Source organism: Mesorhizobium sp. CA13 (assembly GCF_020165235.1).
GTDB lineage: Bacteria > Pseudomonadota > Alphaproteobacteria > Rhizobiales > Rhizobiaceae > Mesorhizobium.
This window is the reverse complement of sequence record NZ_JAIUHS010000003.1, coordinates 40712-59354: the sequence shown is the minus strand read 5'-3', so window position 1 is coordinate 59354 and position 18643 is coordinate 40712. Positions and strand designations below refer to the sequence as shown.

Genomic DNA, 18643 nt, shown 5'->3' with positions numbered 1-18643 from the left:
AGCCGCAGCTCTCATCCCAGATCGATCTCGCCCTCGACGACATGGCGCAGGCCTGCCGGCTCCGAGGTGATGACGGCCCTCACGGTCAGTCGGCCCTGTCCTTTCAGGCCCTTCTCCGCCACGGCTTTCTCGATTGCCTGCTGCGAAGTCACGCCGACCTGCTTGAGGAACTTGCGCATGGAGACGTTGAAGGGATCGGTTTCCATATTCTGGGTCATATGATTGCCTCGAACGGTGTGAACGATATGGCCGGTCCGGCAAGCTTGGTGCCCGCAACGGCGGCGCTGCGCCAACGGAGCACGGAATGGCCCGGGGTGCAATGAGGACGACGCTCGCACTATGTCTGACGGCCGTTGGTCCGTTCCTCTGCGGCGTAGAAACGCGTGGTGCCGAGCTTCGCGGTCATGGCGGAGCGATGCGGGCGATTGCCGTGACGGCCGATGGGCAAACAGCGATCACCGGTGGTTTCGACGCCAAGGCGATCATCTGGCCGGTCAGGACCGGCCAAGCGAGGGAGGTGCTGTTTCACGATAGCCAGTCGGCGACGTCCGCAAGGCCGTTTCGCGGGCACGGTCAGACGGCCCTCTTTGGCGGAAACCAGGCAGCAAGTGGCAATTGACGAAGAGCATGATGCATAGGGCGTTTTTCGCCTGTCAGCGCGCCTTAAGCAATCCTGGTGCCGCTACGAGCATCGAACAGATGCACCTTGGATATCATGATCTCCAACCCAACCTCTTGATCAAGTTTGAAGGGCGGCTGATCCCGCACCTCGGCCACGAGGTCGACTCCACCTGCACTTAATGTAAGCTCCTGGGCCTCACCGGTCGGCTCGACCACTTGCACCCTCGCCTGAGAGTGGCGGCCGCCAACCGAAATGTGCTGCGGACGAATCCCGTAAACTACCCCATCCCTGTCGCCCATCCGAGAAGCCGCCGGCAAGGGTAAGCGCAAGCCCTGATCGGCGACGAATGCGCCGTTGTCGATGCGGCCCTCGATCAGGTTCATTTCCGGCGAGCCGATAAAGCTTGCGACGAACAGATTAGCCGGGTTCTCGTAGAGCTCGGAAGGGCTGCCGATCTGTTCGATCCGGCCTTTGTTCAACACCACGATGCGGTCGGCGAGCGTCATCGCCTCGGTCTGGTCATGCGTGACATAGATGCTTGTTCGGCCGAGCCGTTGATGAAGCTTCTTGATTTCGGCGCGCATCTTGACGCGCAACTTGGCATCGAGGTTGCTGAGCGGCTCATCAAACAGGAAAGCGGCTGGATCGCGCACGATGGCGCGGCCCATGGCCACACGTTGGCGCTGGCCGCCGGACAACTGCCGCGGCATGCGGCCAAGCAGGTCCTGCAGGCCAAGGATTTCGGCAGCCGCCTTGACTCTCGAGACAATCTCTTCCCTGGGGACCTTCGCCAGTCGAAGCGCGAAGCTCATATTGTCGGCCACGCTCATATGCGGATAGAGCGCGTAGCTCTGGAAGACCATGGCTATGTCGCGCGACTTGGCCGGCATCTCATCGACGACACGCCCGCCGATGCGGATCTCGCCGGTCGTCTGCTCTTCCAGCCCGGCGATCATGCGTAGCAGCGTTGACTTGCCGCAGCCTGACGGGCCGACCAGCACCACGAACTCGCCGCTGGCGATCTCGATATTGACGTCGCGCAAAACTTCCACGGCGCCGAAGCTCTTGCCGAGCTGTTCTATCTCAATTGCAGACATCTATTGTCCTCCCGTCCGGCACCACTCATTTTTGTTGAGCATGCCGCCATGCTCGGTATTCGGCCTCGCCCTCGGGGCTCAACGGGTAGTATTTCCGCAGGTCTCCCCCTTGCGCCAGGCGCGAGCGCGAAAACTCTTCCCACTCAATATGCGCTCCGGCGAGCTCGACCAATTTTGGAGCAAGGGCGACCGGCACGACGACCACGCCGTCATCGTCGGCGACGATGATATCGCCAGGGATGACCAGCACGTTCGAGCAGGCGATGGGAACGTTGACGGCGAACGGCACGATGTTGGTTTGGGCGTGGAAATTCGGCGTGACGTCCCTCACCCAGATGCCGATGTCCAAAGCCGCCGCCTGGGCGGAATCGCGGATGCAGCCGTCGACAACCACGCCGGCCCCGCCGCGCCCGGCGAAATAGGTCAGCATCATCTCGCCGAAGATGCCGCTTCCCAGATCGCCGCGCGCATCGACCACCACCATGTCGCCCGGCTGCGTGGGATAGAGCACGTGACGGTGCAACTGCCGCTCCGGCTCCTCATATTCGGTCTCGTTGTAGAGATCCTCGCGCTTCGGCATGCACTGGAGCGTGAGAGCAGGCCCCGCCGCCGTGCGGCCCAGCCTCAACGGACGCGGGCCCCGTATCTGCGGGTCGCGAATGCCCATCTTGTGGTAGAGTTCGCTGGCCAGCGTCGCCGAGCCGATCGCCGCAAGCGCATCGACCAATTGTCTCGGCGGCCGCGAAATGTCCGATATCGCCGGTATCTGATCAGCTGCCATTCCGTATCCTCCGATTGCGCGGCGAGGTCCCTGACCTCACCGATCGTCACTCAGTTGCGTATCCCGTCGTCGAAGCCGTCGAGCGTTTTGGGTGCATGTCCGCCATTCAGCCGCGGACGGCACCGGTGGTGAGACCCTTGACCAGCAGCCCCTGGGCGAACCAGACAAACACCAGGGTCGGGATGACCATCAGGACGCCGGCTGCCGACATGGCGCCCCAGTCGATGCCGAATTGCGAGACGAAGTTGGTGAGCCCGACCGGCAGAGTCTGAGCGGCCTTGCTGGAGGTCAGGGTCAGGGCAAGCAGCAGGTCGTTCCAGGTGAAGAGAAAGGTGATGACCGCGCTGGCGCCAATACCAGGAGCAATCAGCGGCGCCACGATCTGGACCAGCGTGCGCACCGTGCCGGCGCCGTCCGACTGGGCAGCCTCCTCGATCTCTTTCGGCACGTCCTGGATGAAGCCCAGAAGCAGCCAGATGGCGACAGGCAGTTTGGCCGCCGTATGGCTCAGGATCAGCGCCCAGATGGTGTCGAGCATGCCCATGGCGGCAAACACGGCAAAGAGCGGAATGGCAAGCGCGATGACCGGGATCATGCGCATGATCAAAAGCAGCCCAAAAATCAGCGTCGCGCCCGGCATCCTGAAACGCGACAAGGCATAGGCGCAAGGAATGGCCAGCAGATGGACGAGGATGACCGTCGCCACCGAGACGATGACGGTGTTCCAGACATAGTCCATCGTGTCGTACTCCGCGAAAACGGAGACGTATTGTGTTAGCGTCGCGGTCTCGGGGATGATGTGCACCGGCACCGAGAAGATGTCGGCCGAACTGCGGATCGACGTCAGGAATAGCCATACCAGCGGAAAGACGGTGAACGCGACGGTCAGGGCCAGCGCCATATACTGGCCGGCGGTCCCCACCGTAAACCGACGGCGCCGGCGCTTTGGCCTGGGACGTGCGCTAACGATTGCGGCTTCGCTCATATCGCCCTCCGTTTCGCAATTAGCCACGGTATTCCGTAGAGGAGCCCGAGCACGAACAGCGACATCCCCAAGGCGATGTAGGAGACGGCCGCCGCATGTCCGAAATCCACCGCCTGAAACGCCAGCAGGTAGGAATAGACGGTGAGCAGGTTGGTGGCGCCGCCCGGCCCGCCCTGCGTCATCAGCCAGACGACGTCGAAGGTCCGGAACGTGTCGATGATGCGAAGCATCAGGGCGATCATGATGATCGGACGCATCAGCGGCAGCACGATATGCCAGAAGCGCTGCCATGGCGTTGCGCCGTCCACGGTGGCCGCCTCGAGCGGTTCCTGTGGCAAGGACTGCAGGCCGGCAAGGAACAGTAGCACCATCAACGGCGTGTTCTGCCAGACATCGGCGACGATCACGGAGACGAGCGCCCAGGTCGGATGGTTGAGCCATGGAATGTCGGGCAGATTGAACATGCGCAACAGCGCGTCGACCAGGCCGTACTGGGTGTTGAACAGCCACCGGAAATTCAGGCCCACCACTGCGGGCGCGATCATCGGAGGCACCAGGAGCAAGGTGCGCGCGAGCCGCATGCCGCGCAATTTGCCATTGACGAGCACGGCGATAGCCATTCCAGCCACCACTTCAATCGTGATCGAAATGATGCTGAATATGGTCTGATTTCGCAGTGCCTGGTTGAACTGGCGGCCGAAGAGTTCGTCGGTGTAATTTGCCATCCCGATGAAGGGCGCCGAACCGCTCAGATCCCAGCGGAAGAAACTCATGGTGAAAGAGTATCCGAGCGGATAGAGCAGGATGGCCAGCATGACGAGGAGCGCCGGACTGGCCAGAAGGTATCCTCTCGGCCAGGTGTAGGGCAGCGGCGAACGTCGCCGACGCCCCGACACCGTATGCTGTGCGACGGACGTCATCGTCAATCGTAAGCTCCGGCCCGGCGCATGATCTCCTCAGCCTCCGTCGCCGCCTGGTTGAGCGAGTCCGCAGGAGAGACCTGGTCGGTCAAGGCCTGTTCGATGGCCGAAAACATCAGCGTGCAGACTTTCGAGAAGCCGGCCAGCTTCGGCCATTCCTTGCCGTTGGCTATCGTCGTCTCGAGCTGCTGCAGCCACACGGCCTGAGGCCCCTTTGCCGCTGATATCACTTCCTTGGCGATCGCCTGGCTGCTGGGGAAGTTGGTGAATTGGTCGAACTGCAACCGCTGCGCCTCGGGACCGACCGTATACTTGATGAATTCGACGGCGGCGTCCTTGCGTCCGGATTGTCCGTTGAGCGCCATGGCATGCGAAATGGCGCATGAAATCGCGGCCTTGTCCTTGACGTAGGGCGCAGTCGACCACTTGCCGACGACGCGTGAGGTCTCCGGATTCGACAGGGTCGCGAATGCGCCCGGCCAATCGAAATTCGCGTAGACGGTGCCGGACGAGAATTCGGTCGAATTCTCGTTCCACTGATAGCCGACCGCATCGGGTGGCACGATTTTGTGCTTCTGGATGAGATCGCGATAGAAGGTCAGGGCCTTGATGCCGGCTTCGGAATTGAAGGCCGGCTTATTGGCCTGGTCCACCCAATCGCCGCCGGCTTGCCAGAGCAGATCGCTGAAGGTGCGTTGTGCTGGATCGCCCTGCCCCGGCACGACCAGCCCATAATGGCCATTGCCGGTCAGTTTCAGCCCGACATCGACGAGCTCCTCCCAGGTCTCAGCCGGCTTCAGGCCTTTTTCCTGATAGATGTCGCTGCGGTAGTACTGGACGCGCGAATCCATGTTGCGCGGAATGGCCGCCAGGTTTCCGGTCTTGGGATCGCGCAGATACTTGACCGCGACCGGGTAGAATTCCGCGAGTTCGCTGTCGCTGAAATAGCTGTTCAGCGGCGCGAAATGGTTGAAGTAGGAATCGATCTGCGCCGTATGGGTGCTATAGACGTCGTATTGGCTCGATCGCGCCGCGCTCAACGTGACCACCTTCGCCGTCAGCGGGGTGAATTCCAGCAAGTCGTAGCGAACCTTGATACCGGTCTTGGCGGTGAAATCCTGAACGATCTTTTCCCAGTATTTGGGATAGAGCGGGCCGCCGGTGATCAGCAGTGCGGTGATCTCGTTCGCGTCTGCCCTGGCGATCCATGGCGCGGCGAGCGAGCCGGCTGTCACTGCCGCACTCGCGGCCAGGAATTTGCGTCTCGACAGGTTTGCGGACATCATAATCTCCTCCTTGGTTTTGATTGGTCGGCCCATCCAAGGGTCGGCCGATGACTTCAACCTTTCCGGCAAATCCGCGGCGGCTTGCTCCTCCCGCAGCGAGATTGCCTGGATTACGTCCCCAACGACGCTTGCGAGCCCGCCGGGCGATCAGGCACCTTGTTCCAACGCGGCCGGGGCGTTCGCGAAGGCGTCTCGATCCTGATCTCGGACGACGGGAACCGGGATGGGACGACCTCCACCGTTCGATCCTCCCTTCACGCAGGCCGAGTTATAGGCTAGTGAGCACCATGAGATAAGTTGACTGCATATCTAGCTATCAGCCTATAAGCTTATCAGACAAGTGGATGTTAATGATGGATGCCATGGAGGTCAAGCTTCAAACTTTGCCCAAGCAGGTGGCCGGCGTGCTTGCGCGCCGCATCGCCAGCGGCGGCGTCGCCGGCGGCCAGGGACCGTCGGAGCAGCAGATCCTTCAGGAGTTCGGGGTTTCGCGCGCGGTGGCGCGGGAAGCGCTCAAGATCCTGGCGTCTCTCGACATGATCGAAATCGCGCAGGGACGGCGCGTGGTGCTGCGTCCCGCAGACGAATGGGACTACCTCAGTCCATTGCTTATCGACTGGCTGCCGCCCGAGCAGACCCGCGAGATCTTGGCGGAAGCGCACGCGACGCGGATAATCATCGAACCGGCCATCACCGCCATCGCGGCCAAGCATATGACCAAAGAAAACCTTGAGCGTCTTGGCACCCTGCTGGCAGCGATGTCGGCCAGCGAAGACAATGCGGACGCCTATCTGAAACTGGATCTGGATTTCCACATGGAGATTTGCCGGGCAGCCAAGAATAGGATCCTCGACCGCTTCATGTACTCGTCCCGGTGGTGGCAGATGGCAAGCAGGCGCATCAGCAACCAGGTGCCTCATGCCCTGCCCTCGGCGACTGAGATGCACAGAGCGATCTACGAGGCCCTCGTGGCGCGTGATGCAAAACGGGCGGAAGAGGCGATGCGCCGGCACCTGAAGATCACCACGGCCGTTGGCCTGCCCCCATAAGAAATCGCCAGCCGACGCTCCCGAGCGGCGCAGCCAGCAATCGGGCTGGCCGCGCCGCTGCGCGCCGGGAGGACGCGGCGGATATCAGGCGCTTTTTGCTTGCTGTTCCTGGCGCTGGCGCGCGCGAAAACCGAACATGTCGCCCTTGTCTTTGATTTCCGCCCATACCGGTCCGGTAATCTTGTCGATGGCCGCGACGTCCGCGTCGGAAATCGCCCAGCCTGCGCTCTCGGCATTTTCCTCGAGTTCCTTGACCGTGCGCGCGCCGACCAGCGGCGAACTCACGCCCGGCCTGCTGGTAAGCCACTGGATCGCAAGTTGCGGAACCGTCTTGCCGTAGCGCGCCGCAATCGGCTTCAGGGCGTCGACGGCGTCAACCGCGCGCTCGTAGGTGCCCGGCTGGAACAGAACGGTGGTGCGGCGCTCATCGCCTTCGACGAATTTGGTGTCCGGCGACAACAGTCCGGTAAGCAAACCCTGGGCGAGACCACTATAGGGCATCACGCCGATATTATGCTTGCGGCAATAGGGCAGCGTCTCAGCCTCAACCTCGCGCCACAGCATGTTGTAGGGTGGTTGGAGGACGTCGATCACGCCATGTTGACGAGCGTTGTCCATGTCGGCGGTGCTGAAATTCGAGACGCCGACTGCCTTGATACGCCCGGACGACCGCAGCCGCTCCATCATCTCCATGGTCGGGCCGATCGGAAAATCCGAGTTCGGCCAGTGGACAAAATAGATATCGACATAGTCCGTCTGCATCCGCTTCAGCGAACCGTCGAGCGCCGCCTCAATCATGGCGGGTTCGAGATGATTGGGCGCAACCTTGGTCGCGATAACGGCCTTGTCGCGGCGGCCGGCCAGTGCCTTTCCGACGATCTCCTCGGCATGGCCATGTCCATAGGCTTCGGCGGTGTCGATCAGCGTGATGCCAAGCTCCGCGGCGCGTCGGATCACCCGGATCGATTCCTCGTCGTCGGCCGCGCCCCAAAAGGCGCCGGACATACCCCAAGTGCCTAGACCGATCTCCGATACCTTGACCGGCGACGATCCCAACTGTCGCTGTTGCATCCTGTTCCTCCTGATTAGCAGCATGTATGGGCTATCACCCTGCTGGCATCCAATTTATACGCTTATATACTCGTCTAACAAGTAGGCTCCGGCGTATTTATGTCGCTTGGCGCGGAGCCACGAATTTCCCAAATGATTCAACGATAGCTTCCGCTGCGAGGTGCATTTGCGCAAAATCGTTCAAAGGGGGTTTACGTCTCATCTTCTCATCTTGTATGCTTATTGGACAAGTTGACCTAAGCTGACGATATGCGTTTGAAGGCGCCGCGCGCCGTCACGGGGAGGAGGTTTCGATGAAGATCACGGACATCAAGACAGCGGTCGTCGCCTATCACGGCAAGGCGACCCTGATCCGCATCGATACGGACGCCGGCATCTCCGGTTATGGCGAAGCAAATCCCGATGCAGGCGCCGCCGCAATCGTCGGGCTGATTTCGGAACTGAAGTCGGAGCTGATCGGCCAGGATCCGCGAAATGTCGAATATTGCTGGGACAAGATTCGCCGTGACCATGTGTTTTCCGGTGCGCAGGCCGGCATCTTTCTGATCGCGCTGACCGGGCTGGAGATGGCGCTGTGGGACGTCGCGGCGAAAGCCGCCGGCCAGCCGCTTTATCGCATGTTCGGCGGCAAGTTCCGCGACCGGATAAGACTTTATGCCGACTGCGGCGACGGCGATGAGGAATCGGGATCGCCGCAGGGATGCGCGGCACGCGCGCGCCGCATGGTGGCGGAAGGCTTCACGGCGCTGAAATTCGACATCGACAATCTGCGCCATCCGGCGAAGTTCGACGCGGTGAACCATACCATCAACGGCGCCGAACTGCGCTTCATGGTCGAGCGTGTCGCAGCGGTCCGCGATGCGATCGGCCCCGACGTCGATCTCTGCATCGACCTGCACGCGCGCTACGACGTGCTCAGCGCCAGCCGCATAGCGGCCGAGATGGAACGCTTCAACCTTCTCTGGCTGGAAGAGCCGATCCCGGCGGAAAATGTCGAGGCCCTGAAGCAGATCCGCATGCGGACCAAGACGCCGATCTGCGTCGGCGAAAATCTCTACCTGCGCTGGGGCTTCCGCGAACTGTTCCAGAACTACGGCGCCGACGTCATCATGCCCGACGTGCCGAAATGCGGCGGCCTTGCGGAAAGCCGCAAGATCGCGAATCTCGCCGAGATGTACTATGTGCCGTTCGCGCCGCATCTGGTGTCGACGCCGCTGGGCACGATGGCGACATGCCATGTGTGCGCCAGCGTTCCGAACTTCCTCGTTCTGGAGTGGCACGCGCTTGAAGAGCGGGAGGCGTGGGACAGTTATGTGCGCCTTCCGGACGGCGCGAAGTCGATCGTCGAGGACGGCCACATCGTGGTGTCTGACGTACCTGGCATCGGCGTCGAGCTCGACATGGAAGGCGTTCGCAAGCACGCCGTGCCAGGCTTCGGCATCTTTGAATAGCTGACGACCGGACCGGGCGGACTGCGCTGCCCGATCAAACAAATCCGTTGTGAGGGACCCATGGGCAAGCGGATCATCTTCACCGGCGGCAGCGGCAAGATCGGCCGGCACGTCATACCCTATCTGCTCGAGCGCGGGCATCAGGTTCTGAATCTCGACCTGACGCCGCTCGATGTGCTGGGCGTCGACACCGTCATCACCAATCTTGCGGACGCTGGCGAGACCTACAATGCACTGACGCTGCATTTCGGGTTCGACGAATATTTCGGCGGAAGGAGCCGCGGCCCGGTCGACGCGGTGGTCCATTTCGCGGCGATCCCGCGGATATTCCTGCGACCGGACAACGCCATGTTCGCCGCCAATGTGCAATCGACCTACAATGTGATCGAAGCCGCCACCAAGCTTGGTATCCGCAAAATCGTCACCGCTTCCAGCGAAACGGTGTACGGCGTGTGCTTTGCCGAAGGCGACCGCGAGTTCACATCGTTTCCGGTGGACGAGGATTATGACGTCGATCCGACCGACAGCTATGGTCTCTCCAAAGTGCTAGGCGAGAAGATTGCGCGCTCTTTCGCCTCCCGTACTGGAGCCGACGTGTATGCCCTGCGGATCGGCGGCGTCGTCGAACCGCGCGACTATGCCCGCTTCCCGGAATTCCTCGCCGACGCCTCGAAACGGCGGCGCGACGGCTGGACCTACATGGACGTGCGCGATCTCGGCCAGATCGTCGATCTCTGCATCGAGAAGGACGGCCTGGGGTTCCAGATATTCAACGCAGTCAACGACAACATCGTAGCCGAGATGCCGACGGCGGAATTTCTCGACAAGCACGCACCCAACATACCAGTCACACGCGCCATGGACGTATTCGAGGGACCGATCTCAAATCGGAAGCTGCGCGACATCCTTGGGTTCCGGCAAGAGTATGACTGGCGCACACAGCCTGCGGATTCTTGACTGGTGGCGGAGGAGGCTGCGGCAGATGGGATGTTCCTGAGGCCGAGGTTGGCGCAGAAACCAGATTTTCCTGAACTCAAGCAGCGCGCCGGCTGAACGTAGCGCTCGGTCCACGAATATTGCCACACGGCTTCAGGGCCTTTGGCCGGGCTAGTCCAACGTCTGCTCCCTAGCTCACGCAGTTTGGAGCTAAACGGCGGGCTGGAGGCGCAAAGCTCCCATCCGCAGACGATGCGATCGGCGAGCGTCTGGACCATCGCCTTGGCGAACCGCTTCGTAGCCTAATGGCGAATAACGACGATGGTGGGCCCGGAGGGCCGACGTTTTCTACTGGAAAGTCAACACGTTAGCGCACGGTCGGCAACCCGTTTCCTTCATATTCTCTGGTATGATCTGGCGAACCTAAGGACCGGGGCGAGCACTGGTTTTTAATACGCGTGGTATCTCTGTCTTATCGCGCAAAGGGGTCGATGCATGTTGACCCAGGACATGAGCTGACTGCTTAGGGGGCCAATAGCGGACGGGCGACTCCGAAGATATAAAAACCATAGGCCGACTTTATCCTGCGGTCCAACTCGAGGCGTAACACCCAAGTGACAACCAATCGTTTCCTTAGTATCTGGCGATCGCTCTCCGGTGCCGGCATGGCCCTCGGCATGCTGTTCTTCGCGGCCGCCCTGACGCCGACGCTCGTTCCCCGCACCGACCTGACGCAAGGCGTACTGGCGGGCGCGTGCTTCGCCATCGGCTACAGCCTTGGCGTCGCCTTGCGGTGGCTGTGGAAATATCTCGAGATCCCGGAACTGCCGCCGCGGCCGCGCTTGCTGTCCAAGGCGATCATCCTGGTCCCGTGCCTGGGCCTTGCCCTTGTGGCACTGTGGCGATCCGGCGCGTGGCAGAACTCCATCCGCGCGGTGATGGGCATGCCGGCTGTCGATGGCGCCCATCCCGTCAATGTCTGCGCCCTGGCCATTTGCACCTTCATCGTCGTGCTGGCGCTGGCGCGCCTTGTCGCTTGGCTGGTGCGCGCCATCGCCGGGGCACTGAGACGCTACATACCCCGGCGCCTGGCGAATGTCGCCGGCGCCGCTGTCGCCGTGCTGCTCATCTGGTTGCTGGTGAGCGACGTCGCGATCCGCGCGATCTTCGGCGCGCTCGACTCCTCGTTCGCCAAGTTCGACGCACTCATGGAACCGGAGCGCCAGCAGCCGAGCGAAGCCTCCAGGACCGGAAGCCCCGCCTCGCTGGTCAGGTGGGACGAGCTCGGCCGCGCCGGCCGCGAGTTCATCGCGGACGGCCCCGCCGCCGCCGAGATAGGGACCTTCACCGGCCGGCCGGCGCAACAGCCGGTCCGGGTCTATGTCGGACTAGGAGCGGCAAACAGTCCGCAAGCCCGCGCGAAGCTCGCGCTGGAGGAGCTGAAGCGGGCGGGCGGCTTCAGCAAATCTACGCTTGTGGTCATCACGCCGACCGGTACCGGGTGGGTCGATCCGGCCTCGATGGATGCGCTCGAATATCTATGCCGCGGCGATGTCGCCAGCGTCGCCGCGCAATATTCCTATCTGAGCAGTCCGCTTTCGCTGCTGGCGCAGCCGGAATACGGCGCTGAGACGGCCCGCGCGCTGTTCCTCGAAATCTACGGCTACTGGACCACCCTGCCGAAGCAATCGCGGCCGAGGCTTTACCTACACGGGCTCAGCCTTGGCGCGATGAACTCCGAAAGATCGGCCGGGCTGTTCGAGATATTCAGCGACCCGATCAGCGGCGCGCTCTGGAGCGGCCCGCCCTTCGAGAGCCGGACCTGGCGCTCGGTCAGCGATACGCGCAACAACGGCTCGCCGCAGTGGCTGCCAATCTTCCGCGACAGCAGCCTGGTCCGGTTCATGAACCAGAACGGCCCGGCGGTGGCGCCGGACACGCCCTGGGGGCCGCTGAGGATCGTCTACCTGCAATATGCCAGCGACCCGATCGTGTTCTTCGACTATCGCGACGCCTACCGGCAGCCGGATTGGATGAAGGCGCCGCGCGGGCCGGACGTCTCGCCGCAACTGAGCTGGTACCCCGTGGTGACCATGCTGCAGCTCGGTCTCGATATGGCCGTGGCGACAACCACGCCGATCGGCTACGGCCATGTCTACGCGCCGCAGGACTATGTGGAAGCCTGGAGCGCAGTGTTGGGCGTGAAGGACTGGTCGCGGCAGGACCTCGCCGCCCTTAAAACCCATCTTGCCACCAAGGTTGCAGCACAGGCCGACAGAGGCGGCTAGCTGAGGCTTCAGGGCACGGCCGAAATCAGCAGGAACACTCCCTGAAGTCTCGTCGTGCGGCCCGTGCCGAGCGTGAGCGTGCTGACGAACATGGTGAGCAGAAGAATCACCGCGAGCCCCGACATCCGTTTAGGCTCACGACGCAGCCGATTTGCCACTGACGTAAATGGCGGAAAACGGCAGCGGGCGTAGGGAGCCCGCTGCCGCCAGGAGCGAGGCACGACGACTGATTGACGTGCGCGGCTCCTTGTTCCCGCAGCGGCTTGGCGGCAGACATCGCCGCGGGAAATTGCTGGATGTTCCGCGGCTATCGCGGCGGCAGCATTTGGGGCGGGCGCCTCGAAACCAACAGGCTCCAGACCGGCTTCTGTCAGGCCTTGCCCACGGGCACCGCGACGAACCGGCTCGAGTCTTCGCGGGTGATCTGCATCAGTACGGCCTTGCGGCCGGCCTTGGCTGCATCGGCCATGGCCTTGGTGACGTCATCAGTGGTGTTCACCTTGGCCGAACTGACGGCGGTGATGACATCGCCCGGCTGGATGCCACGATCGGCTGCATCACTGTTGGGATCCACATCGGTGACGACCAGTCCTTTGCCATCGTCTGACTTGGCGATGGTCAGGCCAAGATCGGCCAATGCGTCGGCCTTGGCCGGCGCGACTTGCGTGCCGTCGTCGCCGGAGGCCTGCTTGTCGCTGGCCGGCAGTGTGCCGAGATCGACCTTGATCGTCCGGCTTTTGCCATCACGCAATACGGTAAGATCGACCGACTTGCCCGGCGCATAGGCGCCGATCGTGCGGGCGAGGTCCTTGGGCGAATCGACATCCTTGCCGTCGACCTGGGTGATGACGTCACCGGCGGCAATGCCTGCCTTGTTGCCAGGACCAGCGTCCTGAGCGTTCGAAACCAGTGTGCCCTTGTCGGATTTCAGACCAAGCGATTCAGCAATTTCAGCGGTGACCGGCTGGATCTGGACGCCGAGCCAACCTCGCTTGATGGAGCCTTCCTTCATCAGGTCTTCCACGACCTGCTTGGCGGTCGAGGCCGGGATATCGAAGCCAATGCCGACACTGCCGCCCGACGGCGAGAAGATGGCTGTGTTGATACCGATCACCTGGCCATTGAGATTGAAAGTCGGGCCCCCCGAATTGCCATGATTGACCGGAGCATCGATCTGGATGAAGTCGTCATAGGGGCCGGCGCCGATATCGCGGCCCCGAGCGGATACGATGCCGGAAGTGACGGTGCCGCCGAGGCCGAACGGGTTGCCGACTGCCACCACCCAATCACCGATGCGGATCTTGGAGTCGTCGGCGAAGTCGACATAGGTGAACTTGCCGCCGCCATCGACCTTCAGCACAGCCAGGTCCGTCCGCGGATCGGTGCCGACCAGCTTGGCATCGAGTTCCTTGCCGTCACTGGTGACGACGGTGAAGGACGAGCCTTCCGAGACGACGTGATTGTTGGTGACGAGATATCCGTCCTCCGAGATGAAGAAGCCTGAACCCTGCGCCACCGGGCGCGGCTTGCCGTCGCCATGATTGAAGCCGCGCTGCTGCCGGTTGTCGGGCAGGCTCTCGAAACCATCCTGATCGTCGGAACCGTCGTCGGCGACCGGCTGGACCGTGGACTTGACCTTGACGCTGACGACCGCCGGCGAAACCTGCTCGACGACATCGGCGAAGCTCGGCATCTGCGGCGCCTGGACATGCACTGCGTCGGCCAGCGTGGGGACAGTGCCGGAGACAACAGCGCCGATGCCGATAGCGGTCAGTGACGCTACAGCCGCCGCCAAGCGCCGACGAGTTCTGGAATACGAATTGGGAAAAATATTCATGGCCTATCCTTTTGAGTGGGATGCACTGAGCATCCTTGCCAGAAGGGTTAGAAGAAGCCACATTACGGCATCATTTCCATTTCATGAAAGTTTTGTCATTTTCTATCGTAATATTTATAAGACTACATACTTCCATCGTTTGAGAATTGTGAATTTGTAACTTGCATATTGAAGCATTTTTTATTCGATGACATCGAACCCAGTGGACTTGCGATGTCACGAAAATCGAAATCGAGACCAGAAAAGGTGAATGTCCCGTCTGATCTATTTGGAGTGTACGCGACGTTGAGTCGAGGATTGCACCACCGCGATTTCAGGTCGAATTTCATGGCGAGCTGTTTATATAATGATTGCATGGCGGCTCACTTGAAGGTGGCGCGCATGTCATTGGGCGCTCCTTTGTCACCGGAACGCCAAGAGGCCGCCCCGGACTGTGATTCTCAGCAGCGTGAAAGCCCCAGGGGATGATCATCGCCTAAGGAGAAGCGTCGAGAGGTCTGTCGCGGGCTCGCCATAGACCCGCACACGGCCGCCACACCAATGGCCCTCCCATCTCCCGTCACCACCGGCATTCAAGGCACATTGGTGGCGCCCGTCGCGCCAGGCGTCCTCGGCGGAAAGACATACTGTTCGACTGGTCTCATTCATTCCGGAAGCAAGAAATAAACGCTCGATCCACGTTTGGGATTTACAGCATATTCCAAGAAAACGAGGTGCTGGCCTAGAGTTACCTGGATTTGATCTCATCCGCAGCGGCGGGGCGTACGGCGGGAGATGAAGTTTACGGGAGAAGCATATGAAGCGCATCATCGTCGCCGCGATCATCGCAAGCTTGGCAGCCCCCACCTGGGCAATGCCCGTCGGAGCGCTAAGGCCGTCGGTTTCCGATACGGTCACGAACATTGACCTAAGGAGGCCTTCCCGCCATCGACCGGGACATGGAGTACGGCCACCGCACCACAGGCCACCCCATTATCGGCCCTCCCGTCCGCCACGCCATCACCGGCATTCGAGGAACAATAATGGCGCCGTCGCCGCAGGCCTCATTGGCGGAATGCTGCTCGGCGGAATGGCGGTTTCGGCTGCCCGCCAGCACAATCACAGCGCTTGGAACAACCATGTGAACTGGTGCTCACAGCGCTACCGCTCTTTTCGGGTCTCGGACAACAGCTGGCAGCCGTATAATGGTCCACGCCGGCAGTGTATATCGCCCTTCTAAGCGTCCTCTGGACTCCTTGGTCTGGCGAGCCCACGGGATTTGCTGCAACGGCTGAATTCAAGCTTGCACGAGAGTGCAGGCCGACCTGGCAGAGGCCGGCAAAGCCATTGGCGTGAGCTAGCCGAAATGTCCCGCCTGTTCGAAGCGCAGTTCGCGAAGGCTTTTGCCGATCAGTTGATACAGCTTCTCTGTTTGATCCACGCGGATGCGCCAGTTGGGAGGACTATTGTGCAAAAAAATCTATCGATCGCGGCAATTGGCGCGGTGATGATTGTGAGCTTCAATTATTCCGCGTTCGCCACGTCGATCGGGGTAGGCAATCCCTATCCCGTCAGCAATTACAAGTGCGAGGACGGCACGCGTCTGGCAGTGCGTCTTCTGGGGGATCGCGCTTCTGTATCCGTCAACGACGCAGCCGAGGTCGACCTGCCCTCCAAAGGACCGGAAGGAACGACGTACTCGAACGGTCAGTGGACGCTGACCATCGTACAGGGACGCCTGTCGTGGGGCGTTGGTCGAGCTGTGCCGTCTTCATGCGTCGGCGGATGAGCGTCTCACCTCCGGAAAACTGACGAAGATTATTCAGTTCGGTCGCGCACTTCATCAGCTTTCGAGATCTCGCGTCGGCTCCTCGTGCATTTCAGTGTTTCGGCGCGGCCGGTCACAGGAACAATGCCACCCGCGGCGATCTCTGTCCGTCAAACCAACGGTTAATCGCAAGACATACACCTTCGCAATAAAAGCGAAAACAGAGGCGCTCAGACAGAAATGCTAAATGCAAAGAATCCAAGAACTAGGCATTGTGTCTCCAAATATCCAAGCCACCATGCGGAATTATTGACAACGTGTTCGCATGCGCGTGATGTCGGCTTAATTCACCAAAGAGGACGAAAGATATGCGGAGATATGCACTAGCTGCCCTGTTAAGTGCCGCACTCGGCTTTGGCACTCCTCTTGCCACTGTGTCCCCAGCAGGAGCAGTGACCGTAAATATAAATATCGGATCAAACCTTAATAACGGCCGCGCGATTACTTGCGTCCAAGGCCAGCGATTGATTCAGAGCAGAGGCTTCAGGGACGTGCGTCGCGTGGACTGCAGGGGACGCAATTTTGTTTATCACGCGCGTCGTATTGGCGGCAGCACTTTCGAGATAGTCCTGAATGCCCGTACTGGCCGCGTGGTGGATTTCCATCGCATTCGTAGATGACTCCGGGAGGAGGTGCGGGAATGGCACAGTTGTCGGAGGCTCAGCAACCGAGACAGTCTGCATGGGCGAACTCGGCGATCGGAATCGTCTTTATTCTCGCCGGCGTCTTCGTGTTGGGCGACCTGGCGCTGGCCACCACCATCAGCGCGCTCGTCCTGGGCATTGCGATCGTATGCGCCGGCTTTCTCGAGATTGCGCTTGCCGTCTGGGCCGGCGGGTGGCGTGGTTTTCTCTGGCAGACGACGCTCGGCATCCTCTACGTCGTTTTTGGCTGCCTGCTCATCAGCCTGCCGGTGCTGGGATCTATTATCCTCACATGGGTGCTCGGTGTCGTGCTCGTGATATCTGGGCTCGGAAGAATGTCTTTGAGCCTGCGCTATCTGTCCACCGACCGATGGATGATGCTTGTTTCCGGCCTGTTCGGTCTCGCGGCGGGCTTCTTGATACTCATCGGATGGCCATCGACCGGGGTTTGGGTGATTGGAGCGTTCGTGGGTATCGACCTGGTCCTTCACGGCCTGGGCTGGCTCATTACAGGCTTGCGGCCAACGGATACGCCCCGGTGATCCAGCCATCTTCACCGTGACCGGTGCCGCGACGGCCTTCGACGGCGGCCGCTTTTCGCGGAGTTCATTTTGTCCTGGACCATGGCGGACGGCCGCATGACGGGGACCAGCCACCCTTCAAGACGGCGCAGCCTCGCTGATCGTATGGAAGAAGCTCGGACGCCCCGGACCAGAATTCGTCGCGATGGGCCGAGCGCAACCGACGAAGCGGTCGACGTTCAATGTCGAACCGCGAGATTGCCGGTCCGACAGGCGAGCAAAATGAGACGTGCTGCACACTATTCGGATTTCCGGCTCAATCTTTCACTTTCGAGGATGTGTATTACGTGGCCTTGAAGAAGTCTTAGCCTAGGAGTTTCCCATGTCCGATCTGATCGCCATCGTCTATCCGAACGAGGCCAAGGCTGAAGAGGTACGTCAACGCCTCATAGGGCTTCAAAAGGAATACATCATTAAGCTTGGCGACGCGGTTATTGCCACCAAGACCGAAGCGGGCGCGATAAAGCTCAATCAACTCGTGAATACGACAGCGGCAGGTGCCGTATCCGGTAGTTTCTGGGGCTTGCTCATCGGTGTTCTCTTCCTGAATCCGCTCATCGGGCTTGCGGTAGGCGCCACTTCCGGAGCGCTTGGCGGCGCCTTGACGGACGTAGGTATCAACGATGCGTTCATGCGCGATCTGTCAGCCAGCATCCAGCCTGGGGACGCTGCCCTGTTCGTGCTTGCGCACGAAATGACGGCGGACAAGGTGCTCAAGGAAATCAAGGCCTTTGGCGGTGTGGTGCTTAAGACGTCGCTGGATGAGACGAAGGAACAGGTCCTGCGCGATGCGTTGCAACGCGCGACGGCCACAGCCGGCCAAGGCGCCACCGCGACCGCCTGAGCGCGGTCGCCGAAACATCCAGAACCGGAAATCTGCTGGTCGGCAAGGGCGATGGATGGCCGGATAGCAAGTGGGCGATGCAAGCATGTCCGGCCTTGAGACAGCGGTCCTGCTTTTGATCGAAGCCATCTGCGGCGCGGGCGGAGCTTTCGCTACGGTCCGGTTTTGACGCATGGCTGCACTGAGCTGGAAATCTGTCGCGGCGGCTGGCGTCGTGGGTGGGCTGGCCCTGACATTGCTGGCTGGTCGGATTCCCGCCTTGGCAAACTTCGTCGGCAACGTCGAAAATGCTGTCGATGCCACCGCTCGTGGTGTCGGCACCCTCACGCCCGGCGTGCTGATCGGCGTCGGCATTGCGGGCCTTCTTGGCGGCATCCTGTCGGTGTGTGTCATCGGCCTCGTCCAGGGCGCGGAATCCGGACGTCGCTAGGGGCGCGGCCAATC

Annotated in this window: 18 protein-coding genes; 10 read left to right on the top strand and 8 right to left on the bottom strand. The window is 61.1% G+C overall.

Annotated features, from left to right (window positions below; genetic code table 11):
* Nucleotides 1–11: 11 nt before the first annotated feature.
* Nucleotides 12–218, bottom strand: a complete 207-nt coding sequence (locus LB566_RS09205; RefSeq protein ID WP_140499366.1) for a DUF6494 family protein — start codon at nt 216–218, stop codon at nt 12–14.
* A gap of 86 nt (nt 219–304) precedes the next feature.
* Between LB566_RS09205 and LB566_RS09200 the strand changes: the two genes are divergently transcribed.
* A complete protein-coding gene (locus tag LB566_RS09200; protein WP_224624172.1) occupies nt 305–619 on the top strand; it encodes a hypothetical protein in 315 nt (104 codons plus the stop codon).
* Between the two features lie 44 nt (nt 620–663).
* Here LB566_RS09200 and LB566_RS09195 read toward each other — a convergent pair whose 3' ends face one another.
* The 5 genes from LB566_RS09195 to LB566_RS09175 all read right to left on the bottom strand — a co-directional run bounded on the left by LB566_RS09195 (nt 664) and on the right by LB566_RS09175 (nt 5688).
* Nucleotides 664–1719, bottom strand: coding sequence for an ABC transporter ATP-binding protein (locus tag LB566_RS09195; protein ID WP_140552111.1), 1056 nt, complete (start codon nt 1717–1719; stop codon nt 664–666).
* A 25-nt stretch (nt 1720–1744) separates the two neighbouring features.
* Complete coding sequence (locus LB566_RS09190; RefSeq protein WP_140521326.1) at nt 1745–2500, bottom strand: ribonuclease activity regulator RraA; 756 nt, start codon at nt 2498–2500, stop codon at nt 1745–1747.
* A 106-nt stretch (nt 2501–2606) separates the two neighbouring features.
* Complete coding sequence (locus LB566_RS09185; RefSeq protein ID WP_224624171.1) at nt 2607–3485, bottom strand: carbohydrate ABC transporter permease; 879 nt, start codon at nt 3483–3485, stop codon at nt 2607–2609.
* A complete protein-coding gene (locus LB566_RS09180) occupies nt 3482–4405 on the bottom strand; it encodes a carbohydrate ABC transporter permease (RefSeq protein WP_224624170.1) in 924 nt (307 codons plus the stop codon). Before LB566_RS09180 ends, LB566_RS09185 begins: the two co-directional genes overlap by 4 nt.
* A gap of 2 nt (nt 4406–4407) precedes the next feature.
* Nucleotides 4408–5688: an ABC transporter substrate-binding protein gene (locus tag LB566_RS09175; protein WP_181167675.1), complete on the bottom strand. Its 1281-nt coding sequence runs from the start codon at nt 5686–5688 to the stop codon at nt 4408–4410.
* 356 nt (nt 5689–6044) lie between these two features.
* On the opposite strand from LB566_RS09175, the gene LB566_RS09170 reads away from it, so the two are divergent.
* Nucleotides 6045–6740: a FadR/GntR family transcriptional regulator gene (locus LB566_RS09170; RefSeq protein WP_224624169.1), complete on the top strand. Its 696-nt coding sequence runs from the start codon at nt 6045–6047 to the stop codon at nt 6738–6740.
* Between the two features lie 84 nt (nt 6741–6824).
* On the opposite strand, the gene LB566_RS09165 is transcribed toward LB566_RS09170, so the two are convergent.
* Nucleotides 6825–7811 carry an aldo/keto reductase gene (locus tag LB566_RS09165; protein WP_224624168.1) on the bottom strand — a complete coding sequence of 329 codons (987 nt, stop codon included), beginning with the start codon at nt 7809–7811 and terminating at the stop codon, nt 6825–6827.
* A gap of 293 nt (nt 7812–8104) precedes the next feature.
* Between LB566_RS09165 and LB566_RS09160 the strand changes: the two genes are divergently transcribed.
* The 3 genes from LB566_RS09160 to LB566_RS09150 all read left to right on the top strand — a co-directional run bounded on the left by LB566_RS09160 (nt 8105) and on the right by LB566_RS09150 (nt 12486).
* Nucleotides 8105–9262: a mandelate racemase/muconate lactonizing enzyme family protein gene (locus LB566_RS09160; protein ID WP_224624167.1), complete on the top strand. Its 1158-nt coding sequence runs from the start codon at nt 8105–8107 to the stop codon at nt 9260–9262.
* A 60-nt stretch (nt 9263–9322) separates the two neighbouring features.
* On the top strand, nt 9323–10219 hold the full coding sequence (locus tag LB566_RS09155) for an NAD-dependent epimerase/dehydratase family protein (protein ID WP_224624166.1): 897 nt from the start codon (nt 9323–9325) through the stop codon (nt 10217–10219).
* A gap of 644 nt (nt 10220–10863) precedes the next feature.
* Nucleotides 10864–12486, top strand: coding sequence for an alpha/beta hydrolase (locus LB566_RS09150; RefSeq protein WP_140552120.1), 1623 nt, complete (start codon nt 10864–10866; stop codon nt 12484–12486).
* Nucleotides 12487–12856: 370 nt separating this feature from the next.
* Here the strand turns inward: LB566_RS09150 and LB566_RS09145 are convergent, their stop codons facing one another.
* Nucleotides 12857–14323, bottom strand: a complete 1467-nt coding sequence (locus tag LB566_RS09145) for a Do family serine endopeptidase (protein ID WP_224624165.1) — start codon at nt 14321–14323, stop codon at nt 12857–12859.
* Nucleotides 14324–15119: 796 nt separating this feature from the next.
* Here LB566_RS09145 and LB566_RS30485 point away from each other — a divergent pair.
* From LB566_RS30485 to LB566_RS09120, 5 genes are all read left to right on the top strand, one after another.
* Nucleotides 15120–15542, top strand: a complete 423-nt coding sequence (locus LB566_RS30485; protein ID WP_140552122.1) for a BA14K family protein — start codon at nt 15120–15122, stop codon at nt 15540–15542.
* Nucleotides 15543–15668: 126 nt separating this feature from the next.
* Nucleotides 15669–16091 carry a hypothetical protein gene (locus LB566_RS09135; RefSeq protein ID WP_224624164.1) on the top strand — a complete coding sequence of 141 codons (423 nt, stop codon included), beginning with the start codon at nt 15669–15671 and terminating at the stop codon, nt 16089–16091.
* Between the two features lie 679 nt (nt 16092–16770).
* Entirely contained in the window at nt 16771–17316 is a 546-nt protein-coding gene (locus LB566_RS09130; RefSeq protein ID WP_224624163.1) for an HdeD family acid-resistance protein, read from the top strand.
* A gap of 361 nt (nt 17317–17677) precedes the next feature.
* Entirely contained in the window at nt 17678–18199 is a 522-nt protein-coding gene (locus tag LB566_RS09125; protein ID WP_140552125.1) for a DUF1269 domain-containing protein, read from the top strand.
* A gap of 172 nt (nt 18200–18371) precedes the next feature.
* Nucleotides 18372–18629 carry a hypothetical protein gene (locus tag LB566_RS09120; RefSeq protein WP_224624162.1) on the top strand — a complete coding sequence of 86 codons (258 nt, stop codon included), beginning with the start codon at nt 18372–18374 and terminating at the stop codon, nt 18627–18629.
* Nucleotides 18630–18643 lie beyond the last annotated feature (14 nt).